This window comes from Terriglobales bacterium, from assembly GCA_035624475.1.
In the GTDB taxonomy this organism is placed as follows: domain Bacteria; phylum Acidobacteriota; class Terriglobia; order Terriglobales; family Acidobacteriaceae; genus DASPRL01.
The window spans coordinates 1-19,736 of the sequence record DASPRL010000010.1 but is presented as its reverse complement, the minus strand read 5'-3'; the positions used below and the strand labels follow the sequence as shown (position 1 = coordinate 19,736).

Annotated in this window: 22 protein-coding genes; 14 read left to right on the top strand and 8 right to left on the bottom strand. The window is 67.0% G+C overall.

Annotated features, from left to right (window positions below; translation table 11 throughout):
• Window positions 1-39: 39 nt before the first annotated feature.
• The 4 genes from VEG08_00740 to ruvX form a co-directional block, all read right to left on the bottom strand.
• Window positions 40-1,146 carry an FtsX-like permease family protein gene (locus VEG08_00740; protein HXZ26504.1) on the bottom strand — a complete coding sequence of 369 codons (1,107 nt, stop codon included), beginning with the start codon at window positions 1,144-1,146 and terminating at the stop codon, window positions 40-42.
• Window positions 1,147-1,189: 43 nt separating this feature from the next.
• Window positions 1,190-2,122 (bottom strand): hypothetical protein, encoded by a 933-nt coding sequence (locus tag VEG08_00735; GenBank protein HXZ26503.1) that lies wholly within the window; start codon window positions 2,120-2,122, stop codon window positions 1,190-1,192.
• A 62-nt stretch (window positions 2,123-2,184) separates the two neighbouring features.
• Window positions 2,185-3,162, bottom strand: coding sequence for an endolytic transglycosylase MltG (gene mltG, locus VEG08_00730; protein HXZ26502.1), 978 nt, complete (start codon window positions 3,160-3,162; stop codon window positions 2,185-2,187).
• A 34-nt stretch (window positions 3,163-3,196) separates the two neighbouring features.
• Window positions 3,197-3,667, bottom strand: coding sequence for a Holliday junction resolvase RuvX (ruvX, locus tag VEG08_00725; protein HXZ26501.1), 471 nt, complete (start codon window positions 3,665-3,667; stop codon window positions 3,197-3,199).
• A gap of 49 nt (window positions 3,668-3,716) precedes the next feature.
• Between ruvX and VEG08_00720 the strand changes: the two genes are divergently transcribed.
• Window positions 3,717-4,859, top strand: coding sequence for an AI-2E family transporter (locus VEG08_00720; GenBank protein ID HXZ26500.1), 1,143 nt, complete (start codon window positions 3,717-3,719; stop codon window positions 4,857-4,859).
• Between the two features lie 112 nt (window positions 4,860-4,971).
• Here VEG08_00720 and VEG08_00715 read toward each other — a convergent pair whose 3' ends face one another.
• Window positions 4,972-5,499, bottom strand: coding sequence for a CarD family transcriptional regulator (locus tag VEG08_00715; protein HXZ26499.1), 528 nt, complete (start codon window positions 5,497-5,499; stop codon window positions 4,972-4,974).
• Between the two features lie 351 nt (window positions 5,500-5,850).
• Here VEG08_00715 and greA point away from each other — a divergent pair, with 351 nt between their 5' ends.
• The 7 genes from greA (at window position 5,851) to VEG08_00680 (ending at window position 15,582) form a co-directional block, all read left to right on the top strand.
• Window positions 5,851-6,324, top strand: coding sequence for a transcription elongation factor GreA (greA, locus tag VEG08_00710; GenBank protein HXZ26498.1), 474 nt, complete (start codon window positions 5,851-5,853; stop codon window positions 6,322-6,324).
• Complete coding sequence (locus VEG08_00705) at window positions 6,321-6,962, top strand: CDP-alcohol phosphatidyltransferase family protein (GenBank protein ID HXZ26497.1); 642 nt, start codon at window positions 6,321-6,323, stop codon at window positions 6,960-6,962. The genes greA and VEG08_00705 overlap by 4 nt, the downstream gene beginning before the upstream one ends.
• 88 nt (window positions 6,963-7,050) lie before the next feature.
• A complete protein-coding gene (locus tag VEG08_00700) occupies window positions 7,051-8,004 on the top strand; it encodes an isoaspartyl peptidase/L-asparaginase (GenBank protein ID HXZ26496.1) in 954 nt (317 codons plus the stop codon).
• Window positions 8,005-8,170: 166 nt separating this feature from the next.
• Window positions 8,171-11,740, top strand: a complete 3,570-nt coding sequence (locus VEG08_00695) for a TonB-dependent receptor (GenBank protein HXZ26495.1) — start codon at window positions 8,171-8,173, stop codon at window positions 11,738-11,740.
• A 97-nt stretch (window positions 11,741-11,837) separates the two neighbouring features.
• Window positions 11,838-13,028, top strand: coding sequence for an aminotransferase class I/II-fold pyridoxal phosphate-dependent enzyme (locus VEG08_00690; GenBank protein ID HXZ26494.1), 1,191 nt, complete (start codon window positions 11,838-11,840; stop codon window positions 13,026-13,028).
• 135 nt (window positions 13,029-13,163) lie between these two features.
• Window positions 13,164-15,062 (top strand): LysM peptidoglycan-binding domain-containing protein, encoded by a 1,899-nt coding sequence (locus VEG08_00685; protein HXZ26493.1) that lies wholly within the window; start codon window positions 13,164-13,166, stop codon window positions 15,060-15,062.
• Window positions 15,063-15,192: 130 nt separating this feature from the next.
• Complete coding sequence (locus VEG08_00680; protein ID HXZ26492.1) at window positions 15,193-15,582, top strand: hypothetical protein; 390 nt, start codon at window positions 15,193-15,195, stop codon at window positions 15,580-15,582.
• Window positions 15,583-15,650: 68 nt separating this feature from the next.
• On the opposite strand, the gene VEG08_00675 is transcribed toward VEG08_00680, so the two are convergent.
• From VEG08_00675 to VEG08_00665, 3 genes are all read right to left on the bottom strand, one after another.
• On the bottom strand, window positions 15,651-16,052 hold the full coding sequence (locus tag VEG08_00675) for a hypothetical protein (protein HXZ26491.1): 402 nt from the start codon (window positions 16,050-16,052) through the stop codon (window positions 15,651-15,653).
• A gap of 71 nt (window positions 16,053-16,123) precedes the next feature.
• On the bottom strand, window positions 16,124-16,339 hold the full coding sequence (locus VEG08_00670; protein HXZ26490.1) for a hypothetical protein: 216 nt from the start codon (window positions 16,337-16,339) through the stop codon (window positions 16,124-16,126).
• Window positions 16,340-16,423: 84 nt separating this feature from the next.
• Window positions 16,424-17,140, bottom strand: a complete 717-nt coding sequence (locus VEG08_00665; protein ID HXZ26489.1) for a S24 family peptidase — start codon at window positions 17,138-17,140, stop codon at window positions 16,424-16,426.
• Window positions 17,141-17,267: 127 nt separating this feature from the next.
• Between VEG08_00665 and VEG08_00660 the strand changes: the two genes are divergently transcribed.
• The 6 genes from VEG08_00660 to VEG08_00635 all read left to right on the top strand — a co-directional run.
• Window positions 17,268-17,486, top strand: coding sequence for a hypothetical protein (locus VEG08_00660; GenBank protein ID HXZ26488.1), 219 nt, complete (start codon window positions 17,268-17,270; stop codon window positions 17,484-17,486).
• Between the two features lie 153 nt (window positions 17,487-17,639).
• Window positions 17,640-17,834: a hypothetical protein gene (locus VEG08_00655; GenBank protein ID HXZ26487.1), complete on the top strand. Its 195-nt coding sequence runs from the start codon at window positions 17,640-17,642 to the stop codon at window positions 17,832-17,834.
• On the top strand, window positions 17,831-18,352 hold the full coding sequence (locus VEG08_00650) for a hypothetical protein (GenBank protein ID HXZ26486.1): 522 nt from the start codon (window positions 17,831-17,833) through the stop codon (window positions 18,350-18,352). The genes VEG08_00655 and VEG08_00650 overlap by 4 nt, the downstream gene beginning before the upstream one ends.
• Before the next feature lie 109 nt (window positions 18,353-18,461).
• Window positions 18,462-18,713 carry a hypothetical protein gene (locus VEG08_00645; protein ID HXZ26485.1) on the top strand — a complete coding sequence of 84 codons (252 nt, stop codon included), beginning with the start codon at window positions 18,462-18,464 and terminating at the stop codon, window positions 18,711-18,713.
• Window positions 18,714-18,823: 110 nt separating this feature from the next.
• On the top strand, window positions 18,824-19,276 hold the full coding sequence (locus VEG08_00640) for a dual specificity protein phosphatase (protein HXZ26484.1): 453 nt from the start codon (window positions 18,824-18,826) through the stop codon (window positions 19,274-19,276).
• Window positions 19,277-19,412: 136 nt separating this feature from the next.
• On the top strand, window positions 19,413-19,736 hold a 324-nt coding region (locus tag VEG08_00635), incomplete at its 3' end, for a hypothetical protein (GenBank protein HXZ26483.1).

Here is a 19,736-nt window from a genome sequence, read left to right as displayed (position 1 = left end):
GATTGTCAACGCGCAGGCGCCCGCGCCGGCACTCCAGCGTCACTCGTAGGCCAGGGCGTCGATGGGGTCTTTCTGGGCCGCGCGGAAGGCGGGATAGACGGCCCCCAGGACACCGCCCACCAGTGCGATGAGGGCGGCGCGCAGCACCCAGGGGGCGGTGATCTGGATGCGGGTGGTGGGAAAGTGGGCCACCAGGCCCTCGCGGGCGAGAAAACTCACGGCCGTGCCCAGCACGATGCCGGTGGCGGTGATCAGCAGGGTCTCGCGCAGAATCACGTTGACGATGTAGAGCTTCGATGCGCCCATGGACTTCAGGATGCCGATCTCGCGGGTGCGCTCCATCACCGCCGTGTACATGGCCTGGAAGATGACGATGAAGCCGATGACCACCGCCACCCCGATCACGATGGTGATGAAGGTGGAGAGGCCGGGAATGTTGCCTACGGTCATCAGCGAGAGGTACTCGCGCATGGAGCGCACGTGGTACTGCTGCATGCCGGGGATGGCCAGGATCTCGTCCTTGACGGCCTCGATGTTCCTGGGGGCGTCCACCTTGACATAGAAAATGGAGGCCTTGCCCACCGAGCCGGTGAGGTCCTGCAGGGTGGAGATGGGGACAAACTTGCGCGCGCCCTTGCCGTGCTCCACGATGCCGGCCACCCGGAACTCATGGTTGAGGAACTCGATGCGGTCGCCCACATGGACGTGCTTGAGGTCAGCGAAGAAGTCGTCCACCAGAACGTCGTCCTGTCCCTGGAAAGATCCGCCGGAGAGATAGTGGAAGGGCCCGCCCATCTCCTCGAAGGAGTGCAGGTCGATACCGTAGATGACCTCCACCGCGCCGGCGGTGTTCAGCGAGGCCACGACCGGCGAGACCGCCTTCACGTGGGGGAGAGCGGCGATCTTGTCGGTGATCTTGATGGGGGCGGGAGCGCCGCTCAGGCCGATGAGGACGTTGGAGGCCGGGGGCGTCACCATCAGGTCGGCGCCCACGCCCAGTTGGCGCTCGGCGCTGTCGTTGAGGATGCCCACCGACAGGCCCACGATCAGCAGGATGAGCGACACCTCCACCGCGATGGCCACGATGCTGATGAGCGAGCGCAGCGGCCGGTGCACCAGGTTGGAGACGATCATGCGGTTCATCATCGCGCTTCGATTCTATCTGAAGGCGGGGCGGATGGGTGGTGCGCTACCTGGGAGCGGGGCTCTCCGGGGGATGCTGGGTCTGGGGCTGGTCCAGGTCCACCAGCTCGGAGCCCGCGGGCTGCTCCAGGGTGAACTGGGCGTCGGTCAGGGGCTGGTTCAGGCGCAGCTTCACGATGTTGAGGACCAGCGAGTATTCCTCCTGCGGCCGACGGATCTGGATCACCGCGGGAAAGGTCACGCCCGCGTAGTCGGTGAGCTGGTCGTAGCGAGCGTCGGTGGCGATCTGGCCGTTCTTGTCGTAGACGATCTGGCGGTGGGGCATCAGGTCCTGGCGGCTGAAGACCACCTTGCGCGCCAGGAGCCAGCCCTGCTCCCCGCGTCGGATGACGACCACTACGTAGTCGGGCTCCTCCACCGGCTTCTTGCTCTTGGGATCGGTCACCGTCTCCACGCCGTCTTCGACCACCGCGATCTCGCTCTGCGGGTCGACCTCGTGCAGCAGCAGGGCGTCGAAGATGTGCTGCGGGCGCAGGTTCTGCAGGGGCTGCGCTGAGGGCTGGACCACCTCGTTGTGCCCTACCACGAAGCGGTTCTTGGGGGGGATGGAGACGCGGAAGGTCGAGCCGTCGCTCACCATGTCGAAGGCCTTGTTGCGCAGGATGGGGAAGAGCCCGATCATGCGGATCAGGGCGGGCTTGCGCACCAGCACGTAGCCTCGAATCTCCTGGTACTCGGTGACCTTGCCCTTGCGGGCCCCGCCCACCGAGGTATCGATGTCCACAGTGGCGTTCAGCGTGCTGACTTGGGAGGCGAGTTGGTTGAGGCGCGCGATCAGCTCCGCCGCCGTGGCGGTTTGCAGCTTGGCCGTGCTGTAGCGGACCTGTACCTGGTGGGAGCGGAAGAGGCATCCGGTCAGGGGCAACAACAGCAGCGCCGGCAGCAGCGCGCGCCAACGGGTTTTTCCGGGGACCCTCATCCGCTCGACGTGAATCCTCAAGTATACCAAGCGGGGACGAACGGGCCCGGCGCCCGGCGGTCTCAGTGCTGGCTGGAGCGGCGGTAGGCGTCCACGTTGCGCACGTGCTCGGCGGCGGTCTTGGCGAATCGGTGGTGGCCCTGGTTGTCGCTCACGAAGTAGAGATAGTCGGTCCGGGCCGGTTGCAGGGCCGCGGCCAGCGCGGCGCGCCCCGGATTGGCGATGGGGCCAGGGGGCAGGCCCGCGTGCTTGTAGGTGTTGTAGGGCGAATCCAGTTGCAGGTCGGATTCGTGGATCACTCCGGTGTAGTGGCCGGCCAGCAGGGAAGCGTAGACCACGGTGGGGTCGGCCCCGAAGGGCATGCCGCGGGCCAGGCGGTTGTAGTACACGCTGGCCACCTGCGGCCGCTCTTCGGGCACGCTGGTCTCCTTCTCCACGATGGAGGCCATGGTCACCACTTGGTGGAGGTTGCTGGCCAACCCCAGGCTGCCGGCCTCCTGGCGGAAGTGGCGCACCATGGCAGCGGCGATGTCGTGCAGGTTCTGCGTGCGGGAGAAATGGTAGGTGTCGGGGAAGAGGTAGCCCTCCAGGCTGGTGGCCTGGGGGTCGAGGTCGGCGATCAGGCGGGTGTCGGAGTGAGCGATGCGGACAAAGTCGTCGGCGCGGCCCAGCCCGGCTTCCTGGATGGCGCCGGCCACTTCATAGAGGTTATAGCCCTCCGGCACCACCACGGTGTGGACCACCATGTCGCCGCGGGCGATGCGGTCATAGACCTCCACCGCGCTGGCAGCGCGCTCGAAGCGATACTCACCCGCCTTGAGCGACTGGGCGCGCCAGGAGTTCACCAGGAGGAATCCGGAGCCGCTGCGGATGACCCCAGCCGCGCGCAGCTCGGCGGCGATGTGGCGGGTGGAGGAGCCGGGACGCAGCAGCACGGTGACCGCGCCCGCCGGCTGCAGCGGCAGAAAAAGGACGTAGCCCAGCCAGGCGACGAGGGTCGCCAGGCCCAGCAGCACCAGGATGAACAGGCTGCGACGCAAGCTACCAGTTTAGATGAAAAGATGGTGGGCGCGGTCAGCGAGCGGCGCGGCGGGCGGCACGAAAGTCCAGGAACGACTGCAGGATGAGCGTGGCGGCCAGGCGGTCGACCACCTGCCCGCGGCGGCGGATGCTCATCTCGGTCTCCCGCAGCAGGCGGTTGGCTTGGGCTGAGGTCAGGCGCTCGTCCCAGAGATGGACGGGCCGGCCGAAGCGCGCGCGCAGGCGCTCCGCAAAGGCTGCCACTTTTTCCGCCTGGGCGCCGGGCTGGCCGCTGAGGCGCAGAGGGTGGCCCACCACCAACTCCGCCACCTGGTACTGCTCGAGGAGGCGCTCCAAGTGCGCCAGGTCGGAGCGCAGGTTGCGGCGGCGCAGAGTCTCGAGGCCCTGGGCGGTGATGCCCAGGGGATCGGAGACCGCCAGACCGAGGGTGCGGGCGCCCACGTCCAAAGCCAGGATCCGCCCGCCGGCCGAGGCGGAAGGCGGCGGGTTATCAGGAAGCGGCACGCGGCAATTATAGGCTCGGGCGGGCGGGAGCTTGGGGTAGGATACCCGCATGGCGACCGAGCAGCTCGAACCGGTGGCGCCGCCCTCCGGCGAGCCCCCTGTTCCGGGCAGGGGGACGGGTGCGGCGGGAGTTCCGGCGCTGCGCCGGCGGCGCACCGACCACGTACAGTCGGGCGCGCCTGTGATCATCGCCGTCGCCGTGGTGCTGGCTCTCTGCTACGTCGCCAAGCTGGTGCTGGTGGTCCTGCTGGTCTCCATCCTGGTGGCCTTCATGCTGGAGCCGCTGGTGATGCTGCTGGAGCGGCTGCGCCTGCCGCGCGCCCTGGCCGCGCTGATCTCCCTGCTGGTGCTGGCAGCGGTGCTCTTCGGCCTGAGCACCGTCTTCTACAACAACGCCCAGGACTTCGTGCAGTCCCTGCCCCGGTATTCGCAGCGCATCAAGGCGGCCCTGGAGAAGTTCCGCGAGAAGGCGGAGCGGGTGCAGAAGACCACCCAGACAGTCCTGCCGGAGGCGACCACGGAAGAGAAGCAGGCCGTCAAGGTGCAGCAGCAGACCGCCTGGACCGACTACATCATCAGCGGCCTGGGCTCGGTGGGGGAGGTGGCGCTGGCGGTCTCCTTCGTGCCCTTCCTGGTGTTTTTCATGCTGACCTGGCAGGACCACACGCGCGCGGCCACGGTGATGCTGTTCGACATGGAGAACCGCAACACCGCCTATGTCACCCTGGGTCGGATCTCGGCCATGATCCGCAGCTTCATCCTGGGGAATCTGATCGTGGGGGTCTTCCTGTCCATCGCCAGCACCGTGGTCTTCGGCATCCTGGGCCTACCGTACTTCTACTTCCTGGGACTGCTGAGCGGCTTTCTGAGCCTGGTGCCCTACCTGGGCGTGGTGCTGGCCATGGTGCCCCCCATCATGGCGGGCTTCGGGCAACTGAACGGCGCCGGCTTCCTGACCATCATCATCACCGTCCTGGCGCTGCACCTGTTCGCCATCAACGTGCTCTATCCCAAGCTGATCGGGCGACGCCTGCAGTTGAACCCGCTGGCGGTGACCATCGCGCTCTTGTTTTGGGGATGGCTGTGGGGAGCGATGGGACTCATCCTGGCGGTGCCCATCACCGCCGCACTCAAGATCATCTTCGACCACATCGAGAAGCTCCGCCCCTACGGGGCGTGGCTGGGCGAGTAGGGACTTCTTCGCCGGGCGATGCCCGGCGATGCCCGCGGGTCATTCATCAGAGCGATTGGAATCAGCGTTGATCCGCGTCCATCCGCGGCGAAAGCAGCTGGCTCCTTGGGAGCTAAGCCTGAGGGGGCAGTTCGGGGAAGCGCAGCTTGCACTTGGCCAGCGACTTGGAGAGCAACTGCTCGATCTCCGGCTCGTCCACATTCCTGGCCATGGCCAGCTCGCTGACCAGCAGGTAACGGGCGCGCTCCAGCATCTTTTTCTCGCGGAAGGACAGGGGCTTGCTCTGGCTGAGCACCAGCAGGCCCTTCAGCACCCCGGCCACCTCCAGCAGCGAGCCGGTGCGCATGCGGTCGGAGTTTTCCTTGAAGCGGTACTTCCAGTCGGCGTGGTTGTCGCACTTGCCGTCGGTGAGGAAGCTCAGCACCTTCTGCACCTCGCCGTTGCGCACCACCCGGCGCAGGCCCACGTTCTCCACATTGTGGAAGGGGACCATCACCTTGAGGCTGCTGGACTTGATCTTGAGCAGGTAGAACTTCTCGACCACCGCCCCGATGGTCCGACTGCTGATCTGCTCGATGACCCCCACCCCGTGGTTGGGATACACGACCTTATCGCCTATCTGGAAACTATGGTTCACCATTGAACGGCCACCCGTGGAGGGTCCTGAAGGACAGACGTGCCCTTAATTATAGGGAAGGCACCCCCCTTGGTCAATTCCGGCCTAGGGCATAAGGGAAACAAAAGACAGCGACTTATCCAGAAGAGTCGTATTCTCCCTTAAAAGCTGCCCAGGTGGCAGGCAACAAAGTGGGGGGCAGCCGGAGGAAGCGAGCGCGGGCTTTGGCTCGACCTGCCGGGCCAAGGGGAAAGGCAGTATAATCTGTGCGTTGAACGCCCCTCGCCAGCCGAGCAGGTCCCGGCGCGAGCCCCGCGGGGTGGGGTCCCCGCCCACATCCAGCCGGCGCCTTGGAGGGCGGCTGGTCCGGAAACCATGCCAGAACACATCAAGAAGAAGCTGGAAGAAGAGATCCAGGTCCTGGAACGCGAGCTGAACCACGAGCTTCCCAAGGAGCTGAAGAAGGCCATCGCCATGGGGGACCTGAGCGAGAACGCCGAGTACCACATGGCCAAGCAGCGCCAGGAGTTCGTGCGCGCCCGCCTGGGCCAGCTCAAGAAGCGCCTCGCCGACCTTTCCCTCGTCAACCTGAACAACATCCCCAAGGACCGGGCCGCCTTCGGCTCCACCGTGCGCGTCTACGACAACGCCAAGGACGAAGAGATCGAGTACCGGCTGGTGACCAGCGAGGAGTCCGACGTTGCCAAGGGACTGATCTCCACCACCTCGCCCATCGGACGCAGCCTGATGGGGAAAAGAGCGGGCGACACCGCCACCGTGATCACCCCCACCGGCAAGCGCGAGCTGGATGTCCTGAAGGTCACCACCATCCACGACGAGGCGCTATGAGCTGGACGGGAGCCTTCGGGCGCGCGTGCCGGGTGGTGCTCTACGCCATCGTGCGCGGACTGGCGCTGACCAGGATCTCGCCCAACGTGCTCACCTTCATCGGCCTGGTGATCAACATCGGGGCGGCGGTGCTGTTCGGCTACGCCAGCGGCGCCAACACCCAGCGCATGTTCCTCTATGCCGGCCTGACCATCATTCTGGCCGGCATCTTCGACATGGTGGACGGGCGGGTGGCCCGGGCCACCGGCCAGGTCACCACCTTCGGCGCCTTTTTCGATTCCGTCATCGACCGCTACAGCGACCTGGCCCTCTTTTTCGGACTGCTGGTGTACTACGCGCGCGCCAACCGCTTCTTCTACGTGGTGTTGGTGGCGGTGGTCATGACCGGTTCGGTGATGGTGAGCTACACCCGGGCGCGGGCGGAGTCGCTGATCGGGAGCTGCAAGGTGGGCTTCATGGAGCGGCCCGAACGCATCGTGCTGGTGCTGATCGGGGCGCTGTTCAACCATATGGCGCCGGTGCTGTGGGTGATCGCCTTCCTCTCGAACGTCACCGTGATCCATCGCATCCTCTATACCTGGCGCCGCACTAAAGAGATGACCGCGGCCGGCGCCAGCCCCGCCGCCCCCGCCGCGTGAGCGCCGTCCTCGCTCCCGCGGTGGCTTCCTCAGGTAGAATCCCGGTCTTGACTTCCGCCGGCGACAGCCGGTGGCGCAGGAGAGCCCGGTGAGCGATTCTCCAGTCCTGGTCGTGCAAGGCGGGGCGTGGGCCATCCCCGACGACATGGTGGAGGCACACCTGGTAGGAGTGCGCCGCGCCCAGCGCGCCGGCTGGAGCGTGCTGGAAAAAAGAGGCTCGGCGCTGGACGCGGTCGAGGCGGCGGTGACGGTGCTGGAAGACGACGAAACCTTCGACGCCGGCCGCGGCAGCTTCCTCAACCGCGACGGCCGGGTGCAGCTGGATGCCGCCATCATGGACGGCGCCACCCTGCGCGCCGGCGGCGTGGGCTGCGTGGAGCGCATCCGCAACCCCATCCGTTTGGCGCGGCGCATCCTGGAAGACAGCCCCCACGTCTACATGGTGGCGGAGGGCGCGGAGCGCTTTGCCCAGGAGCACGGCATCCCGCTGTGCGACAACAGCGAGTTGGTGCTCCCGCGGGAAGTGGAGCGCCTGCGCAACGCCAAGGCCCAGAGCCAACACCGTACCCCGCAGGAGTTCACCGGCAGCCGGCTCTCGCACGACACCGTGGGCGCGGTGGCGCGCGACGCCCTGGGCGATGTCGCGGCCGCGACTTCGACGGGCGGGACCCTGAACAAGGCCCCCGGCCGCGTGGGCGACTCCTCCCTGATCGGCTGCGGCCTGTACGCCGACAACCAGAGCGCGGCTGTCTCCACCACGGGCTGGGGCGAGGCCATCATGAAGCTGGTGCTGGCGCGCTGGGCGGCCGATCACACCGAGGACGGAAATTCCCCGGAGGAGGCGGCCTGGCGGGCGGTAAAGCTGCTCGAGACCCGGCTCAACGGCCACGGCGGGATCATCTTGGTGGACGCGCGTGGGCGCGTTGGCATCGCCCATAACACCCCGCGCATGGCCTGGGCGCTGCGCCGCAGCGGGGAAGAAACGGCCGGGATCGAGCGCCCAGCGCCGCCCCGCGGGTCCTTCCCTCACGCCGCGTTGTGACCTCCTCCCTTCCCGCTTGCCTTCCCCTCGGCTTCTGATGTAAAAGGCTGCGGAAATTCCCTCCCCAGCCTGCCGACGCGCCTGGCGGATCCTTGGAGAGCGCTGCCACGATCACGAGCGGAAGAAGGGCACGACCATCCCGAAAGGTGGAGCCATGAGCCGAACGATGCGGAAGTGCGTCCTGATGGTGATGTTGCTGCTGGTGCCGGCCGGCAGCGCGCTGGCGCAAGGCGCGGCTACGGCGGAGATGCACGTTTCGGTGCGCGACCCCAACGGCGCCGCCGTCACCAACGCCACCGTCACCGTGCGCGACGAGGCCAAGAACTTCGAGCGCAGCACCGCCAATAACGTGAACGGCGAGTACGCGCTGCTGCTGCTTCCCCCGGGCACCTACACGGTGAGCGTCGTGGCTCCCGGGTTCTCCAAGGTGGTGGCCCAGAACGTCGTCATCACCGTGGGCCAGGCCGCCGAGGTCCCCATCACCTTGCAGGTGGCGCGGGTCACCGAGACGGTCACCGTCACCACCGAAGCCGAGATGGTGGAGACGCAGCAGACCTCCTCCACCTCCACCATCGAGGAGCGGCGCATCGAGAACCTGCCCATCAACGGCCGCAACTACATCAATTTCACCCTGACCAACTCGCAGGCGGCGCGCGACACCGCGCCCAGCATCGGCGCCGCTCCCACCTCGGGGCTGAACTTTGGGGGACAGCGGGCGCGCGCCAACCTGGTCAACGTGGACGGCGCCGATGCGGTGGACAATTCCGTGAACGGCATCCGCTCCACCGTCTCCCAGGAGGCGGTGCAGGAGTTCCAGATCATCACCAACAGCTACACCGCCGAGTACGGGCGGGCCGCCGGCGGCGTCATCAACATCATCACCAAGTCCGGGACCAACGCCTTCCACGGCAGCGCCTACGGCTACCTGCGCAACCGCCGCCTGCAGGCGGTGAATCCCTTCAGCACCACCTCCGACCCCGCCTACACCCGGGTGCAGGCGGGCTTCACCCTGGGCGGCGCCCTCAAGAAGGACAAGGCGTTCTACTTCGTTTCCTACGAGACCACCCGCCGGCAGGAGACGGGGTTCTCGACCGTGGGCTTCGACAACTTCGGTCTGGTGCCGCTGCCCAACGCCGCCGCCTTCGGGCTGCCGGCGGGCTCGCTGGTGAACCCGCTGCAGGAGGCCTTCCTGGCCTCGGCCCCGGTGAATCCCTTCACCGTCGCCTACGCGCAGTTGGCAGCCGGCTCTTCGGCCGTCGCCCTCTTTGGCACGCCCGGGGCGCTGAGCCCTCTGGGCTTCTTCCCCGAGACCGGGTTGCCGCTGCCGGCGTCGTTCGTGAACCTGTTCTCGCAGACCGGCAATTTCCCGGTCTCCGAGGGGACGACCCTGATCTCCGGCCGCCTGGACTATCACTTCACCCCCAACAACACGGGGATGCTGCGGGTGAGCGTCAGTCCCAGCACGGTGACCGGCATCGAGGTGAACGCGCAGAACCAGAACTTCGGCCAGAATGCTTACTCCCGCACCTCGGTGCAGAGCTACCGTGACTTTGCCATCACCGCCCAGGACACCTGGAGCATCGGCAGCAACAAGGTCAACCAGTTCCTCTTCCAGTACGCGCGCCGCGGCCTGCTCTACAACTTCAATACCCGCACGCCGGCGGGCAGTGCGGTGGCCTCGAACATCGTGGGCTTCGCCTTCATCGGACGCGAGCCCTTCTCCTCCCTGCGTCGCGAGGAGCAGCGCTTCCAGGTGGCGGACAACTTCTCCATCATGAAGGGGACCCACACCCTCAAGTTCGGCGCCGACATCAATCACGTCCCGGTGAACGCCGCCTTTCAGGTGAACTTCGGAGCGGTGTACAACTTCGCCGGCCTGGGGGCGACGGACCTCAGCCCGGCGTTCGCCGGCTTCCCCGGCTTTTCGCCGGTGCAGGCCTATGGCCTGGGGATCCCGCAGAGCTTCGTGCAGGGCATCGGCGATCCCAACTTCGCCGCTTCCGTCACGCCCCTGGGCTTCTTCTTCGAGGATTCCTGGCGGATCAAGCCCAACCTGACGCTCAACTACGGGGTGCGCTACGACGTGGAGCTGGCACCCAGCTTCCCGCAGGCCAACTCACTCTCCGCCGCCGCCTATGACGCCCTCAACATCCAGAAGGGCTGGCACACCGACACCAACAACGTGGCCCCGCGCATCGGGCTGGCCTGGGACCCGTGGAACAACGGCAAGACCGTGGTGCGCGCCTCCTACGGCCTCTTCTACGACCACCCGCTGCTGGGCATCGCCTTCCTGGGCGAGGCCACCGACGGCGTGGGCACGCCCCAGATCATCCTGTTCGGCGGCTCGCCGTGCAATCCCTTGGCGCCGCCCTCTCCGTTGAACGCACTCAACCTGAACGCCACTAACGCCTTCATGGGTCTGCTGGGCGTGGGAACCTGCCTGCCCGCAGGCGCAGCCGCCGCCCTGGGATACCTGGGCCCGCAGCAGAAGTTCGATCCCTTCTTCCCCAACTCCATGTGGATCGACCAGAACTTCCTGGCCGCAGGCTTCCCCTTGGTCAACCAGCCCTTCGGCTTTCCCACGGGAAAGAACTTCGTCTACGCCTATTCGGAGCAGGCCAACCTGTCGATCGAGCGCGACCTGGGCGGCGGCTTCGCCCTCAGCGTGGCCTACAACTTCAATGGCGGGCACCACCTCAACCGGCCCATCAACGCCAACCCGGTGCGCGGCGACCTGCTGTCGCAGAACTGGGCCAATGCGGTGGCGGCCGGTATCGTGCCTTCCAACACCAGTCCCTACGCCGTGAATGCCTTCTGCGGCAACACCGCCTTCGGGCCGGTGGTGCCGGCGGCGCTGGTCAACTTCTTCCGGCCTTCCGGCCTGAACCTCTCCATGATCCCGCTGATGACCGGCATCTTCGGTCCCGGCTGCATCACCTTCGCGCAGAACCTGATCACCTCGCTGGGGCTGGGGGTGGGCGTGCCGGTGCCCTTCAGCGATATGGTGGCCAACTTCTCCAACGGCAGCTCCGTGTATCACGGCCTGACCGTGAACCTGCGCAAGCGCTTCAGCCACAAGTACGAGTTCCTGGCCTCCTACACCTGGTCGCACGCCATCGACGACTCCACCGACCTGCAGTCGCTGCTCTCGCCCCAGGACAGCTTCCTGCCCAGCGCGGAGCGCGCCAGCTCCACCTTCGACCAGCGCCACCGCTTCGTCTTCAGCGCGGTCTACCAGAGCGGGAAGCTGGCGGGCGACGGCTTCGGCAGCAAGTTCTTCAGCGACTGGACGGTGGCCCCCATCATCGAGGCGGGCTCGGGGCGGCCCTTCAACATCATCACCGCCGAGAACGCCAACTTCCAGCTGGAGCCCAATTCGGCGCGGCCCAACGTGGTGCCCTCGGGCACGCCCACCAACTCCTGCGGATTCCCCACCGTGGCCTCCAAGTTCTCGCCCACGGGCTTCTTCCAGGTACCCTGCTTCGCCGACGGGCAACTGAACGGCAACCTGGGACGCAACTCGGCCAACAAGCCCTCCACCCTGTTCACCGACCTGCGCATCGCCCGCACCTTCCATCTGGGCGAACGCGTGAACCTGGACGGGATCGTGGACATGTTCAACCTGATCAACAAGTTCAACGTGGCCGACGTCAACCCCCTGTACACGCAGGCGGGGACGCCCACCGCCGCCTTCGACCCGCGCCAGTTCCAGTTCGCGCTGCGGCTGACTTGGTAGCTGACGTGGTAGAGGGTGGGGATGACTCCGGGTCCCGGCGATCCGGCGGGACCTTTTTCATTGACGGCGGCATGAGCTTCGGCATTCACTGGGGAGCATGAAGAGCAGGAGCAAGACCCGCCTGGGCGACGCCACCCACTGTATCCACGCGGGCGAGGAGCGCCACGGCAGCAACCGCGGCCTGGCCACGGAGATCGAACTGGCCTCCGTCTTCGTGGTGCCGGGCGTGGAAGAACTACGCCGCTATGCGGAGGGCAAGTCCAGCGCCTACCTCTACACCCGCTACGCCAATCCCACCACCCGGGCGGCGGAGGCGAAGCTGGCCGCCCTGGAAGACGGGGAAGACTGCGTGGTCACCGCCAGCGGCATGGCGGCGGCCATGGTGGCGGTGCTGGCCTGCTGCCGGAGCGGCGACGAGATCGTCTCCATGCTCGACATCTACGGCGGCACGCTCAAGCTTTTCCAGAACCTGCTGCCGCGGCTGGGCGTGCGCACCCGCTTCGTCCCCTTCCACCAACTCGACCGTGTCGAGAAGTACTTCAGCCGGCGCACGCGGATGCTCTTCCTGGAGTCGCCCACCAACCCCACGCTGCGCTGCCCCGAGCTGGAGCGCCTGTCCGCCATCGGCCGCCGCCGCGGGGCCTGCGTGCTGGTGGACAACACCTTCGCCACGCCCATCCTGCAGAAGCCGCTCGCCCTGGGCGCCGACCTGGTGCTGCACTCCGCCACCAAGTATCTGGGCGGGCACAGCGACGTCACCGCCGGGGCGCTGGTGGGTCCGCGGAAATGGATCGCTCCGGCGCGGCAGATGATGGTGCAGTCGGGCGGCTGCCTGGACCCGGCCGCTTCCTACCTCCTGATCCGCGGGCTGAAGACGCTGGAGGTCCGCGTGGAGCGCGCCTGCCGCAACGCCGCCCGCATCGCCGAGGTTCTCTCCGGCCATCCCAAGGTGACGCGCGTGCTCTATCCCGGCCTGCCCGGCAACCAGGGCCACGCCGCGGCCCGCCGCCAGATGCGCGACTTCGGCATGATGGTCTCGTTCGAGATCCGGGGCGACGGCCGCGCCGCCGAACGCTTCCTCGACCGCCTGCGTCTGTGGTATCTGGCCACCAGCCTGGGCGGCGTGGAGTCCACCGTCTCGTATCCCGTGCTCTCCTCGCACGTGGGCCTGGCCAAGAAGACGCTGAAGCTGCTGGACGTGAGCGCAGCCACGGTGCGCCTCTCGGTGGGCATCGAGGACGCCGACGACCTCATCGCTGACCTCGATCAGGCGCTCGATGCTGCCTGAGTCGTCCGCGTTCCGCGGCCCCGCGCGCGATTGACCCGCAAAAAGCCAGCGTAGTAGGATGCCCTTACTGCCGAAAAATCCTTGGTACTTCCGGTTTGTAGCCCAAGCCCGACCGCATCAAAGAACAAGAGGTTTATGGAACTTCGCAAGGCCCATTGGCTGCTGGTGATCCTGGGCGCGACCCTCCTGGCCACCTCCTGCGAAGAGAGCGCGAAGAAGCACGCCGTCGCCGATCCTCCGCCGCAGGCCCTGGCGCCCGCGGCGACGCCCGCGCCCCCACAGCAGCCGGCGCCCGCGCCCAAGCCGGAGCCGCCCTCGCCGCCCCAGCCCGATCCCATCGACGCCCAGGTGGCGCGCGCGGAAGCGGAGTTCCAAGCCGGGCAGGCCAACTACAATGCCGGCCACCTGGACGCCGCCAAGGCCAACTTCGACCGCGCCGTCAACCTGCTGCTGGAGGGCCCGGTGGACGTGCGCTCCGACGAGCGCCTGCAGCGCGAGTTCGACAAGATCACCGAGGCCGTCCAGAACCTGGAGATGCAAGCGCTGCAGCAGGGCGACGGCTTCCGCGAGCAGCAGGCCCAGCCCGCCCCCATCGACGAGGCCAACGACGTCACCTTTCCCGCGGACCCCAACATCCGCGCCAAGGCCGAAGCCGAGATGAGTCAGACGCGCGCCGACTTCCCCCTGGTCATCAACGACCAGGTGGCCGGCTACATCGCCTTCTATTCCTCCTCCACCCGCGGCCGCAACACCCTGACCCGCGCCTGGGTGCGCGCCGGTCGCTATCGCGAGATGATCGAGCGCGTCTTCCGCGAGGAAGGAGTGCCCCAGGACCTGATCTACCTGGCGCAGGCGGAATCGGGCTTCCAGCCGCTGGCGCTCTCCCGCGCCGGCGCCCGCGGCATGTGGCAGTTCATGGCCAGCCGTGCCTCCGGCTACGGCCTGGAACGCAACTGGTGGGTGGACGAGCGCCAGGACCCGGAAAAGTCCACCCGCGCCGCCGCTCGCCACCTCAAGGATCTCTACAACCAGTTCGGCGACTGGTACCTGGCCATGGCCGCCTACAACTCCGGACCGCTCACCGTGCAGCAGGGGGTGCAGCGTACCGGCTACGCCGACTTCTGGGAACTTTACAAGCGCAACGTGCTGCCACGCGAGACCAAGAACTACGTCCCCATCATCGTGGCCATGACCATCATCGCCAAGAACCCGGCGCAGTACGGCCTGGCCGACGTCGAGCCCGATCCCCCGCTCTCGACCGACACCGTCACCGTCCACTATCCCGTGGACCTGCGCCTGGTGGCCGAGTGCGTGGACGCTCCGCTGGAGACCCTGGAGGACTTGAACCCCAGCCTGCTGCGCATGACCACTCCCAAGGACGAGGACTTCGACCTGCATCTGCCCGCCGGCACCAGGGAGAAGTACCAGCAGGCCATCCTCGCCATCCCGGTGGACAAGCGGGTGTGGTGGCGCTATCACCGGGTGGCCCCGGGCGAGACCCTGGCCATGATCGCCTCCAAGTACCACACCAAGGCCCAGGCCATCGCCCAAGCCAACAACCTGGAGGGCGACGACCTCGCCCCCGACAGCAAGCTCATCATCCCGGCTCCGCCCGGCAAGGGAGACGGGGAAGTGGTCTACGCCAAGCGGCCTACCCGTTACCGCGTGCGCACGGGCGATACCGTGCTCTCCGTGGCCGACGACTTCGGCGTCCCCCCGGAGAAGCTGCGGCAATGGAATCGCCTGCACGGCAACGATCTGCACAAGGGCCGGGTGCTGCTCATCTACCGCCCCGTGCCCGCGGGCGAGACCGCCAAGGCCAGCCGCGCCGGCAGTCCCAAGTCCAAGCGCGGCACGGGCCGGCCGGCCGCCACCGGGGCCGGCAGCCAGCGCCACACGGTCAAGGCGGGAGAGACGCTCTCCAGCATCGCGCAGGCCTACAACACCACCGTGGAAGCGCTGCGGCGGGATAACCCCAAGGCCGGCGACAAGTTACGGGTGGGGCAGGTGCTGGTGATCGGGCCCGCCCGCTGACCTCCGGCCCCGTGGTTTTGACAGTTGCCCCCAAAGCGTTATAATCCGCGCCGGTTCCCGGCTCTGACCCGCGGTATAGCGTTAATATCAGCTTTCATAAGGGAGATAGCCCGCAAGGCAGGAGGCACACATGAGCTTCGACGACACCCTCTATGGCCGCAATGATGATGAGATGGACGAGTTCGGCGAGCCCAGCGGGTATGGGGAGAGCCTCGAGGAAGACTACGAGGAAGAAGAGGAAGAGGAGGAAGAGCCCGCGGGTGCCAGCATCAGCGTCCCCAGCATGGAGCCGGAGACGCCCGAGCGCGGCGGCATGATGGGACGAGGAGCGCCTCCCAAGCCCGCCCGCCCCGCCAAGAAAAAGGCCGCCAAGAAGAAAGCCAAGAAGGCCGCGAAGAAGAAGCCGGCGCGCAAGAAGAAGGCCAGGAAGGCGGCCAAGAAGGCCAAGAAGCGTCCCGCGAAAAAGAAGGGCGGGAAGAAAAAGAAGGGCGGCAAAAAGAAGAAGGGCCGCCGCCGTTAGAAGCCGGGAAGATCAAACCAGCCGCGGGCGCCGCCCGCGGCTTTTGCTTTCCTGAGTCGCAGGGGTGACTAGCCGGCCGCTCCGCTCGTCGGGCTGCCGCGGCGCCCGGAAAGCGCCAGCCCCATCCAGCAGCTCACCGGCCAGCTCAACAGCCACGCCAGCCAGTACCAGTGCGGCCAGCCCTTGCTCCAGTTGGGAATGGTCGCGGCGATGCCCAGCACCTCCCCGATGAGGAAGAACCAGAGCACGTGCCGGGAGGCGCGGCCCGGCGCGAAGCGAGCGCAGAGCCCGGCGCAGAGGATCGAGACGACGACGAAGAGTGCGGTGCTGGCGAGCAGGGCGTTGTCGGAGGGAACGCGGCCGCGGACGAAGTCGCCCGGGAAGAGACGGGAGAGCAGCGGGTCGGTGGCCAGCACGAGGATCACTGAGAGCAAGTAGCAGCCCACCACCACGGCGATGGACTTGAGCATCGGTCGCCCCCCCCGGAGCGTGTGTGGATTCTAGCAGAGGAGGCGCGACTAGGGTCCGGGGTGTCGGTCGCTCACCGCCCGCGCCCGCGCACCGCGTGCAGGCAGCGGGTATAGAGTTCGAGCAGGTGGTTGGCGTGCTCATCGGCGCGGGAGACGGTGCCGCCCTGGAAGCCGGCGCCGGGCGAGTCCACCTTGCCGAAGCCCGTGGTCAGGGCGATGAACTTCATCATGTCGAGGGCGATGTCCTCGTCGCGCCGCGGTCCTACCAAGCTGCCGGCCTCTTCCATGGTCTCTTTTCCTCCCCGGTGAGATGACTGCGGGCACAGTCTTCCGCCTATTGTACCCGCCGGTCGCCTTCGCCCCCGTTCCGCCTAGGTCTCGATAGCCACGTGGCAGACCCGGCCCACGATGTAGTCGGCGAAGGTCTTGTCTTCCTCGATGGGCAGCACGTCCACGGGATAGGCCTGATTGTGCGGGCGCAGCACCAGGTTCTTGCCCGCCTGCTCCACGTACTTGACGGTGCAGCCGTCGCCCTTGCGCACCGCGTACATGCTCTGCTCGTTCTTGCGGTAGGGCTTGAGCGAGTTGTAGTGGCGGTCGAGGAGCACGGTGGCGCCGGGAAGCAGGCGCGGGTACATGCTCATGCCGTCGCGGGCGTCCACCTTGACCAGGACGAAGCGGCGCCACTCCTCGCGGGCGGCGGCGCAGTCGGAGCGCAGGCGGTGCAGGAAGGCCTTCTTGAACTTGAGGATGTCGCGCACGTTCTCGCTGGTGATGAGGGGCTCGCCCGCGGCCACCTCGCCCTCCACCAGCAGCACGTTCTCGAACTCGTCCTCGGCGGGGGGCAGGATGCTGGCGCGCTTGTTGATCTCGTCGGGATCGAGCAGGTCGAGCACCGAGAGATGCTGCGCGGTCAGCACCCGGTCCAGGCCCTCCTGGCTGAGCGAGCGCTTGCGGTTGAGGAAGTTGGAGATGTGGGCCTGCTCGAAGCCGGTCTGGCGGGCGAGCTTGAGCCCGGTCAGCTCCCCGGCCTCGATGCGCTGCCACATCCGCTTGCGCAGGTTCTCTTGCAGGGCTTTGAATTTCATGCCCCCAGTATAACATTCGGATATAGAAATGCAAGTGCCTGGAACGAAAAGAAATAAAACCCTTGACCCGGGCCTCCCAAGCGGCTATATATGTGTATATCGCTATAGCTGGCTGTTGCGAGGTTGTATGGAGCAAGCGCCCCCCGCCGAGCAGGAGAGGCAATTCACCGAATTCCGCCGCAAGGTGCAGGAGTCCGAGCTGCTCTCGGCCGCCCTGGAGCGCCTGCTGCTGGCCCTGCGCTTCACCGGCCGCTTGAGCGTGGTGGTGCAGAACGGCCATGTGCTCAAGTCGGGCTACGAGGAGGGCTACTTCACGCGCCGCAAGGACGTGCGCCTGGTGCCCTGAGCCACCCGCGCCCCGTCGGCGGGCGCGGCACAACTGAATAGCCGCGGCAGGTCGTCGTAACACAAACGAGCCCTGCGCCGGTTCCGCTAGCTGCGGGACCGGCGTGGGGCTTTTTCTTTGTCCGCGACGCGGCCGCAGAAGAAGGAGAGAGCGATGCCAACCGCAGATCGAGAAGCGGAGACCCGCATGGAGCTGAAGTACTGCGAGCGCTGCGGCGGATTGTGGCTGCGGCCTGCGGGCAGCGGCCTCAGCTACTGCGAGAGCTGCACCCGGCACATGGCCCAGCTTCCGGCCGTCCGCCTGAAGACCCCGGTCCAGGAGGAGGAACCGGAAGGGAGGCAGCCATGAGCGGCGCGCAGACCATTCCCATCCGCTGTCCAGGGGGCCGCACCGTGTGGCTCGCGCCCTCCGACCTGGCTCTCTATCGCGGCGCCACCCTGGGCCTGCTGCGCCGCTACTTCCAGCTCTCGGTCGAGATCGGGCGGCTGCCCTCGCTGCTGGGGCGCGAGTGCTTCCGCGCCCGGCTCACCTCCTATCGCATGCAGAGCTTCGAAGACGTCGTCATCTTCGTGCACGATTTGGAACGCTGCCTGGAGCGATTGGACGGCTTCTCCCAGCGACTGCTGGTCCGGGTCGTTTTCCAGGAGTACACGCAGGAGGAAGCCGCCGGCCTGCTGGGCTGCACCTGCCGCACTGTGGAACGGCGCTTCCCGGAGATGTTGGATGCCATGAGCGCCGTCTTCCTGGAGCGCCGGCTTCTCCCTCTCCTGCCGCTGCATGGCGCCCGCGACAGCGGCGGGAGGGAATCTTGTCAAGAGGGCAAAAATGTGGAAATCCCCGCAACCTCTTCCAGGGAAAAGAAATAAAGTTTCCGGAGTCGTGTCGGGTTTGCCCCCGCAAAAATGCTATGCTGGATTTAGAAGGTCAGAAAAAGAGGAACTCCTGGAAGGCGCGGTCACCGCGCCTTTTGCTTTTATGAAGCCTGCCCGCAAGCCCAAACGCACGCACGATCGCGAACCTGCCGCCTTCGACCCTGTCCAGGCGGTGGAGCGCGCCCTGCCCGGCATCGTGAACGCGATCATCGAGCAGGCGGAGCAAGGCAGCTACCAGCACGCCAAGTTTCTCTTCGAGTTCGCGGGCATCGGGAACCAGCCGCCGGCGTCCGCGCCCGAGGAAGAGTCGCTGGCCGCACTCCTGTTCCGGGAATTGCAGCTCGAGGATTCCTAGAGAACCCCACCGCCCGCCCTGTGCGGGTCCGCCCCGGGGACGGTAGAATGAAGCTCAGTGTCTTCTATCTCCCGAAGCGGGTGACGAGACCGCCGGGACGGGCTGGGTGCATGGACATGAGCTGGGTGACCGACCGGCTGGCGGTCGGCGGCGGGATCTGGAGCGAGCCTAAGATGGCCGAGGTCGCCCGCGCCGGCGTGACCCACATCGTCAACATGCAGATCGAGTTCGACGATGCCCCGCTGGCCGCGCTCCACGGCATCGAGGTGCTGTGGGTGCCGGTGGACGACGACTTTCATCCCAAGCCCCCGGAGGTCTTCGAGCGGGGCGTGGACTTCGCCGCCACCGCCCTGGAGCGGCCGGGCAGCAAGCTCTTCGTGCACTGCGCCGCCGGCGTGCACCGCGCTCCCATGATGGCGCTGGCCATCCTGGGGGCGCAGGGCTGGGGCCTGGGGAAGGCCATGGAGACCATCCAGGCCAGCCGTCCGGTGGCGGACTTCGCCGACGTGTACGTCTCCAGCGTGGAGAGCTTCCTGCGCTCCCGCCTGGCCGAGACCAAGTAAGGCCTTCCGCGCCCTTCGTTGGAGCAGCTAACCGACTTCACAATTCCGGGCCCTGGCCGGCTGGGCTAAGCTCAGCCTGCGGCCGGGGACCCGGCCCTGCGGATGACGACAAGCTATGACCAGGAAACGGTTGCCAGTGCGCCGCCCGTGGTGGCGGCTTTTTTGTTGCGTCGCGGCCGTGCTGCTGACGGTGGTGGCAGGCTATCCCGCGCCCCCCGCTCCGCCCGCCAAGACCAGCATCTTCGACGTGCTCTATCGCGCCGACGGCGCCCCCGCCGCCGGGACGCTGGTGATCACGTGGCCCGCCTTCACCACCGCCGACCACGCTCCGGTGGCGGCCGGCTCCCTCAGCGTGCCCATCGGCCCGGGTGGCGCGGTCAGCCTCGCCCTGGTGCCCAACGAGGGCGCCGAGCCCGCAGGCACCTACTACAAGGTCGTGCTGAAGCTGACCGGAGGCGAC

Excerpts from the sequence above, each read along its gene's own strand:
- VEG08_00640 (HXZ26484.1), top strand. The coding sequence starts at position 18,824 with ATGGACATGAGCTGGGTGACCGACCGGCTGGCGGTCGGCGGCGGGATC.
- VEG08_00660 (HXZ26488.1), top strand. The coding sequence starts at position 17,268 with ATGGAGCAAGCGCCCCCCGCCGAGCAGGAGAGGCAATTCACCGAATTC.
- VEG08_00655 (HXZ26487.1), top strand. The coding sequence starts at position 17,640 with ATGCCAACCGCAGATCGAGAAGCGGAGACCCGCATGGAGCTGAAGTAC.
- VEG08_00690 (HXZ26494.1), top strand. The coding sequence starts at position 11,838 with ATGAAGAGCAGGAGCAAGACCCGCCTGGGCGACGCCACCCACTGTATC.
- VEG08_00740 (HXZ26504.1), bottom strand. The coding sequence starts at position 1,146 with ATGATGAACCGCATGATCGTCTCCAACCTGGTGCACCGGCCGCTGCGC.
- VEG08_00705 (HXZ26497.1), top strand. The coding sequence starts at position 6,321 with ATGAGCTGGACGGGAGCCTTCGGGCGCGCGTGCCGGGTGGTGCTCTAC.
- VEG08_00645 (HXZ26485.1), top strand. The coding sequence starts at position 18,462 with ATGAAGCCTGCCCGCAAGCCCAAACGCACGCACGATCGCGAACCTGCC.
- VEG08_00680 (HXZ26492.1), top strand. The coding sequence starts at position 15,193 with ATGAGCTTCGACGACACCCTCTATGGCCGCAATGATGATGAGATGGAC.
- VEG08_00720 (HXZ26500.1), top strand. The coding sequence starts at position 3,717 with ATGGCGACCGAGCAGCTCGAACCGGTGGCGCCGCCCTCCGGCGAGCCC.
- greA (HXZ26498.1), top strand. The coding sequence starts at position 5,851 with ATGCCAGAACACATCAAGAAGAAGCTGGAAGAAGAGATCCAGGTCCTG.
- VEG08_00695 (HXZ26495.1), top strand. The coding sequence starts at position 8,171 with ATGCGGAAGTGCGTCCTGATGGTGATGTTGCTGCTGGTGCCGGCCGGC.
- VEG08_00715 (HXZ26499.1), bottom strand. The coding sequence starts at position 5,499 with ATGGTGAACCATAGTTTCCAGATAGGCGATAAGGTCGTGTATCCCAAC.
- VEG08_00670 (HXZ26490.1), bottom strand. The coding sequence starts at position 16,339 with ATGGAAGAGGCCGGCAGCTTGGTAGGACCGCGGCGCGACGAGGACATC.
- VEG08_00735 (HXZ26503.1), bottom strand. The coding sequence starts at position 2,122 with ATGAGGGTCCCCGGAAAAACCCGTTGGCGCGCGCTGCTGCCGGCGCTG.
- VEG08_00665 (HXZ26489.1), bottom strand. The coding sequence starts at position 17,140 with ATGAAATTCAAAGCCCTGCAAGAGAACCTGCGCAAGCGGATGTGGCAG.
- VEG08_00685 (HXZ26493.1), top strand. The coding sequence starts at position 13,164 with ATGGAACTTCGCAAGGCCCATTGGCTGCTGGTGATCCTGGGCGCGACC.
- VEG08_00675 (HXZ26491.1), bottom strand. The coding sequence starts at position 16,052 with ATGCTCAAGTCCATCGCCGTGGTGGTGGGCTGCTACTTGCTCTCAGTG.
- VEG08_00650 (HXZ26486.1), top strand. The coding sequence starts at position 17,831 with ATGAGCGGCGCGCAGACCATTCCCATCCGCTGTCCAGGGGGCCGCACC.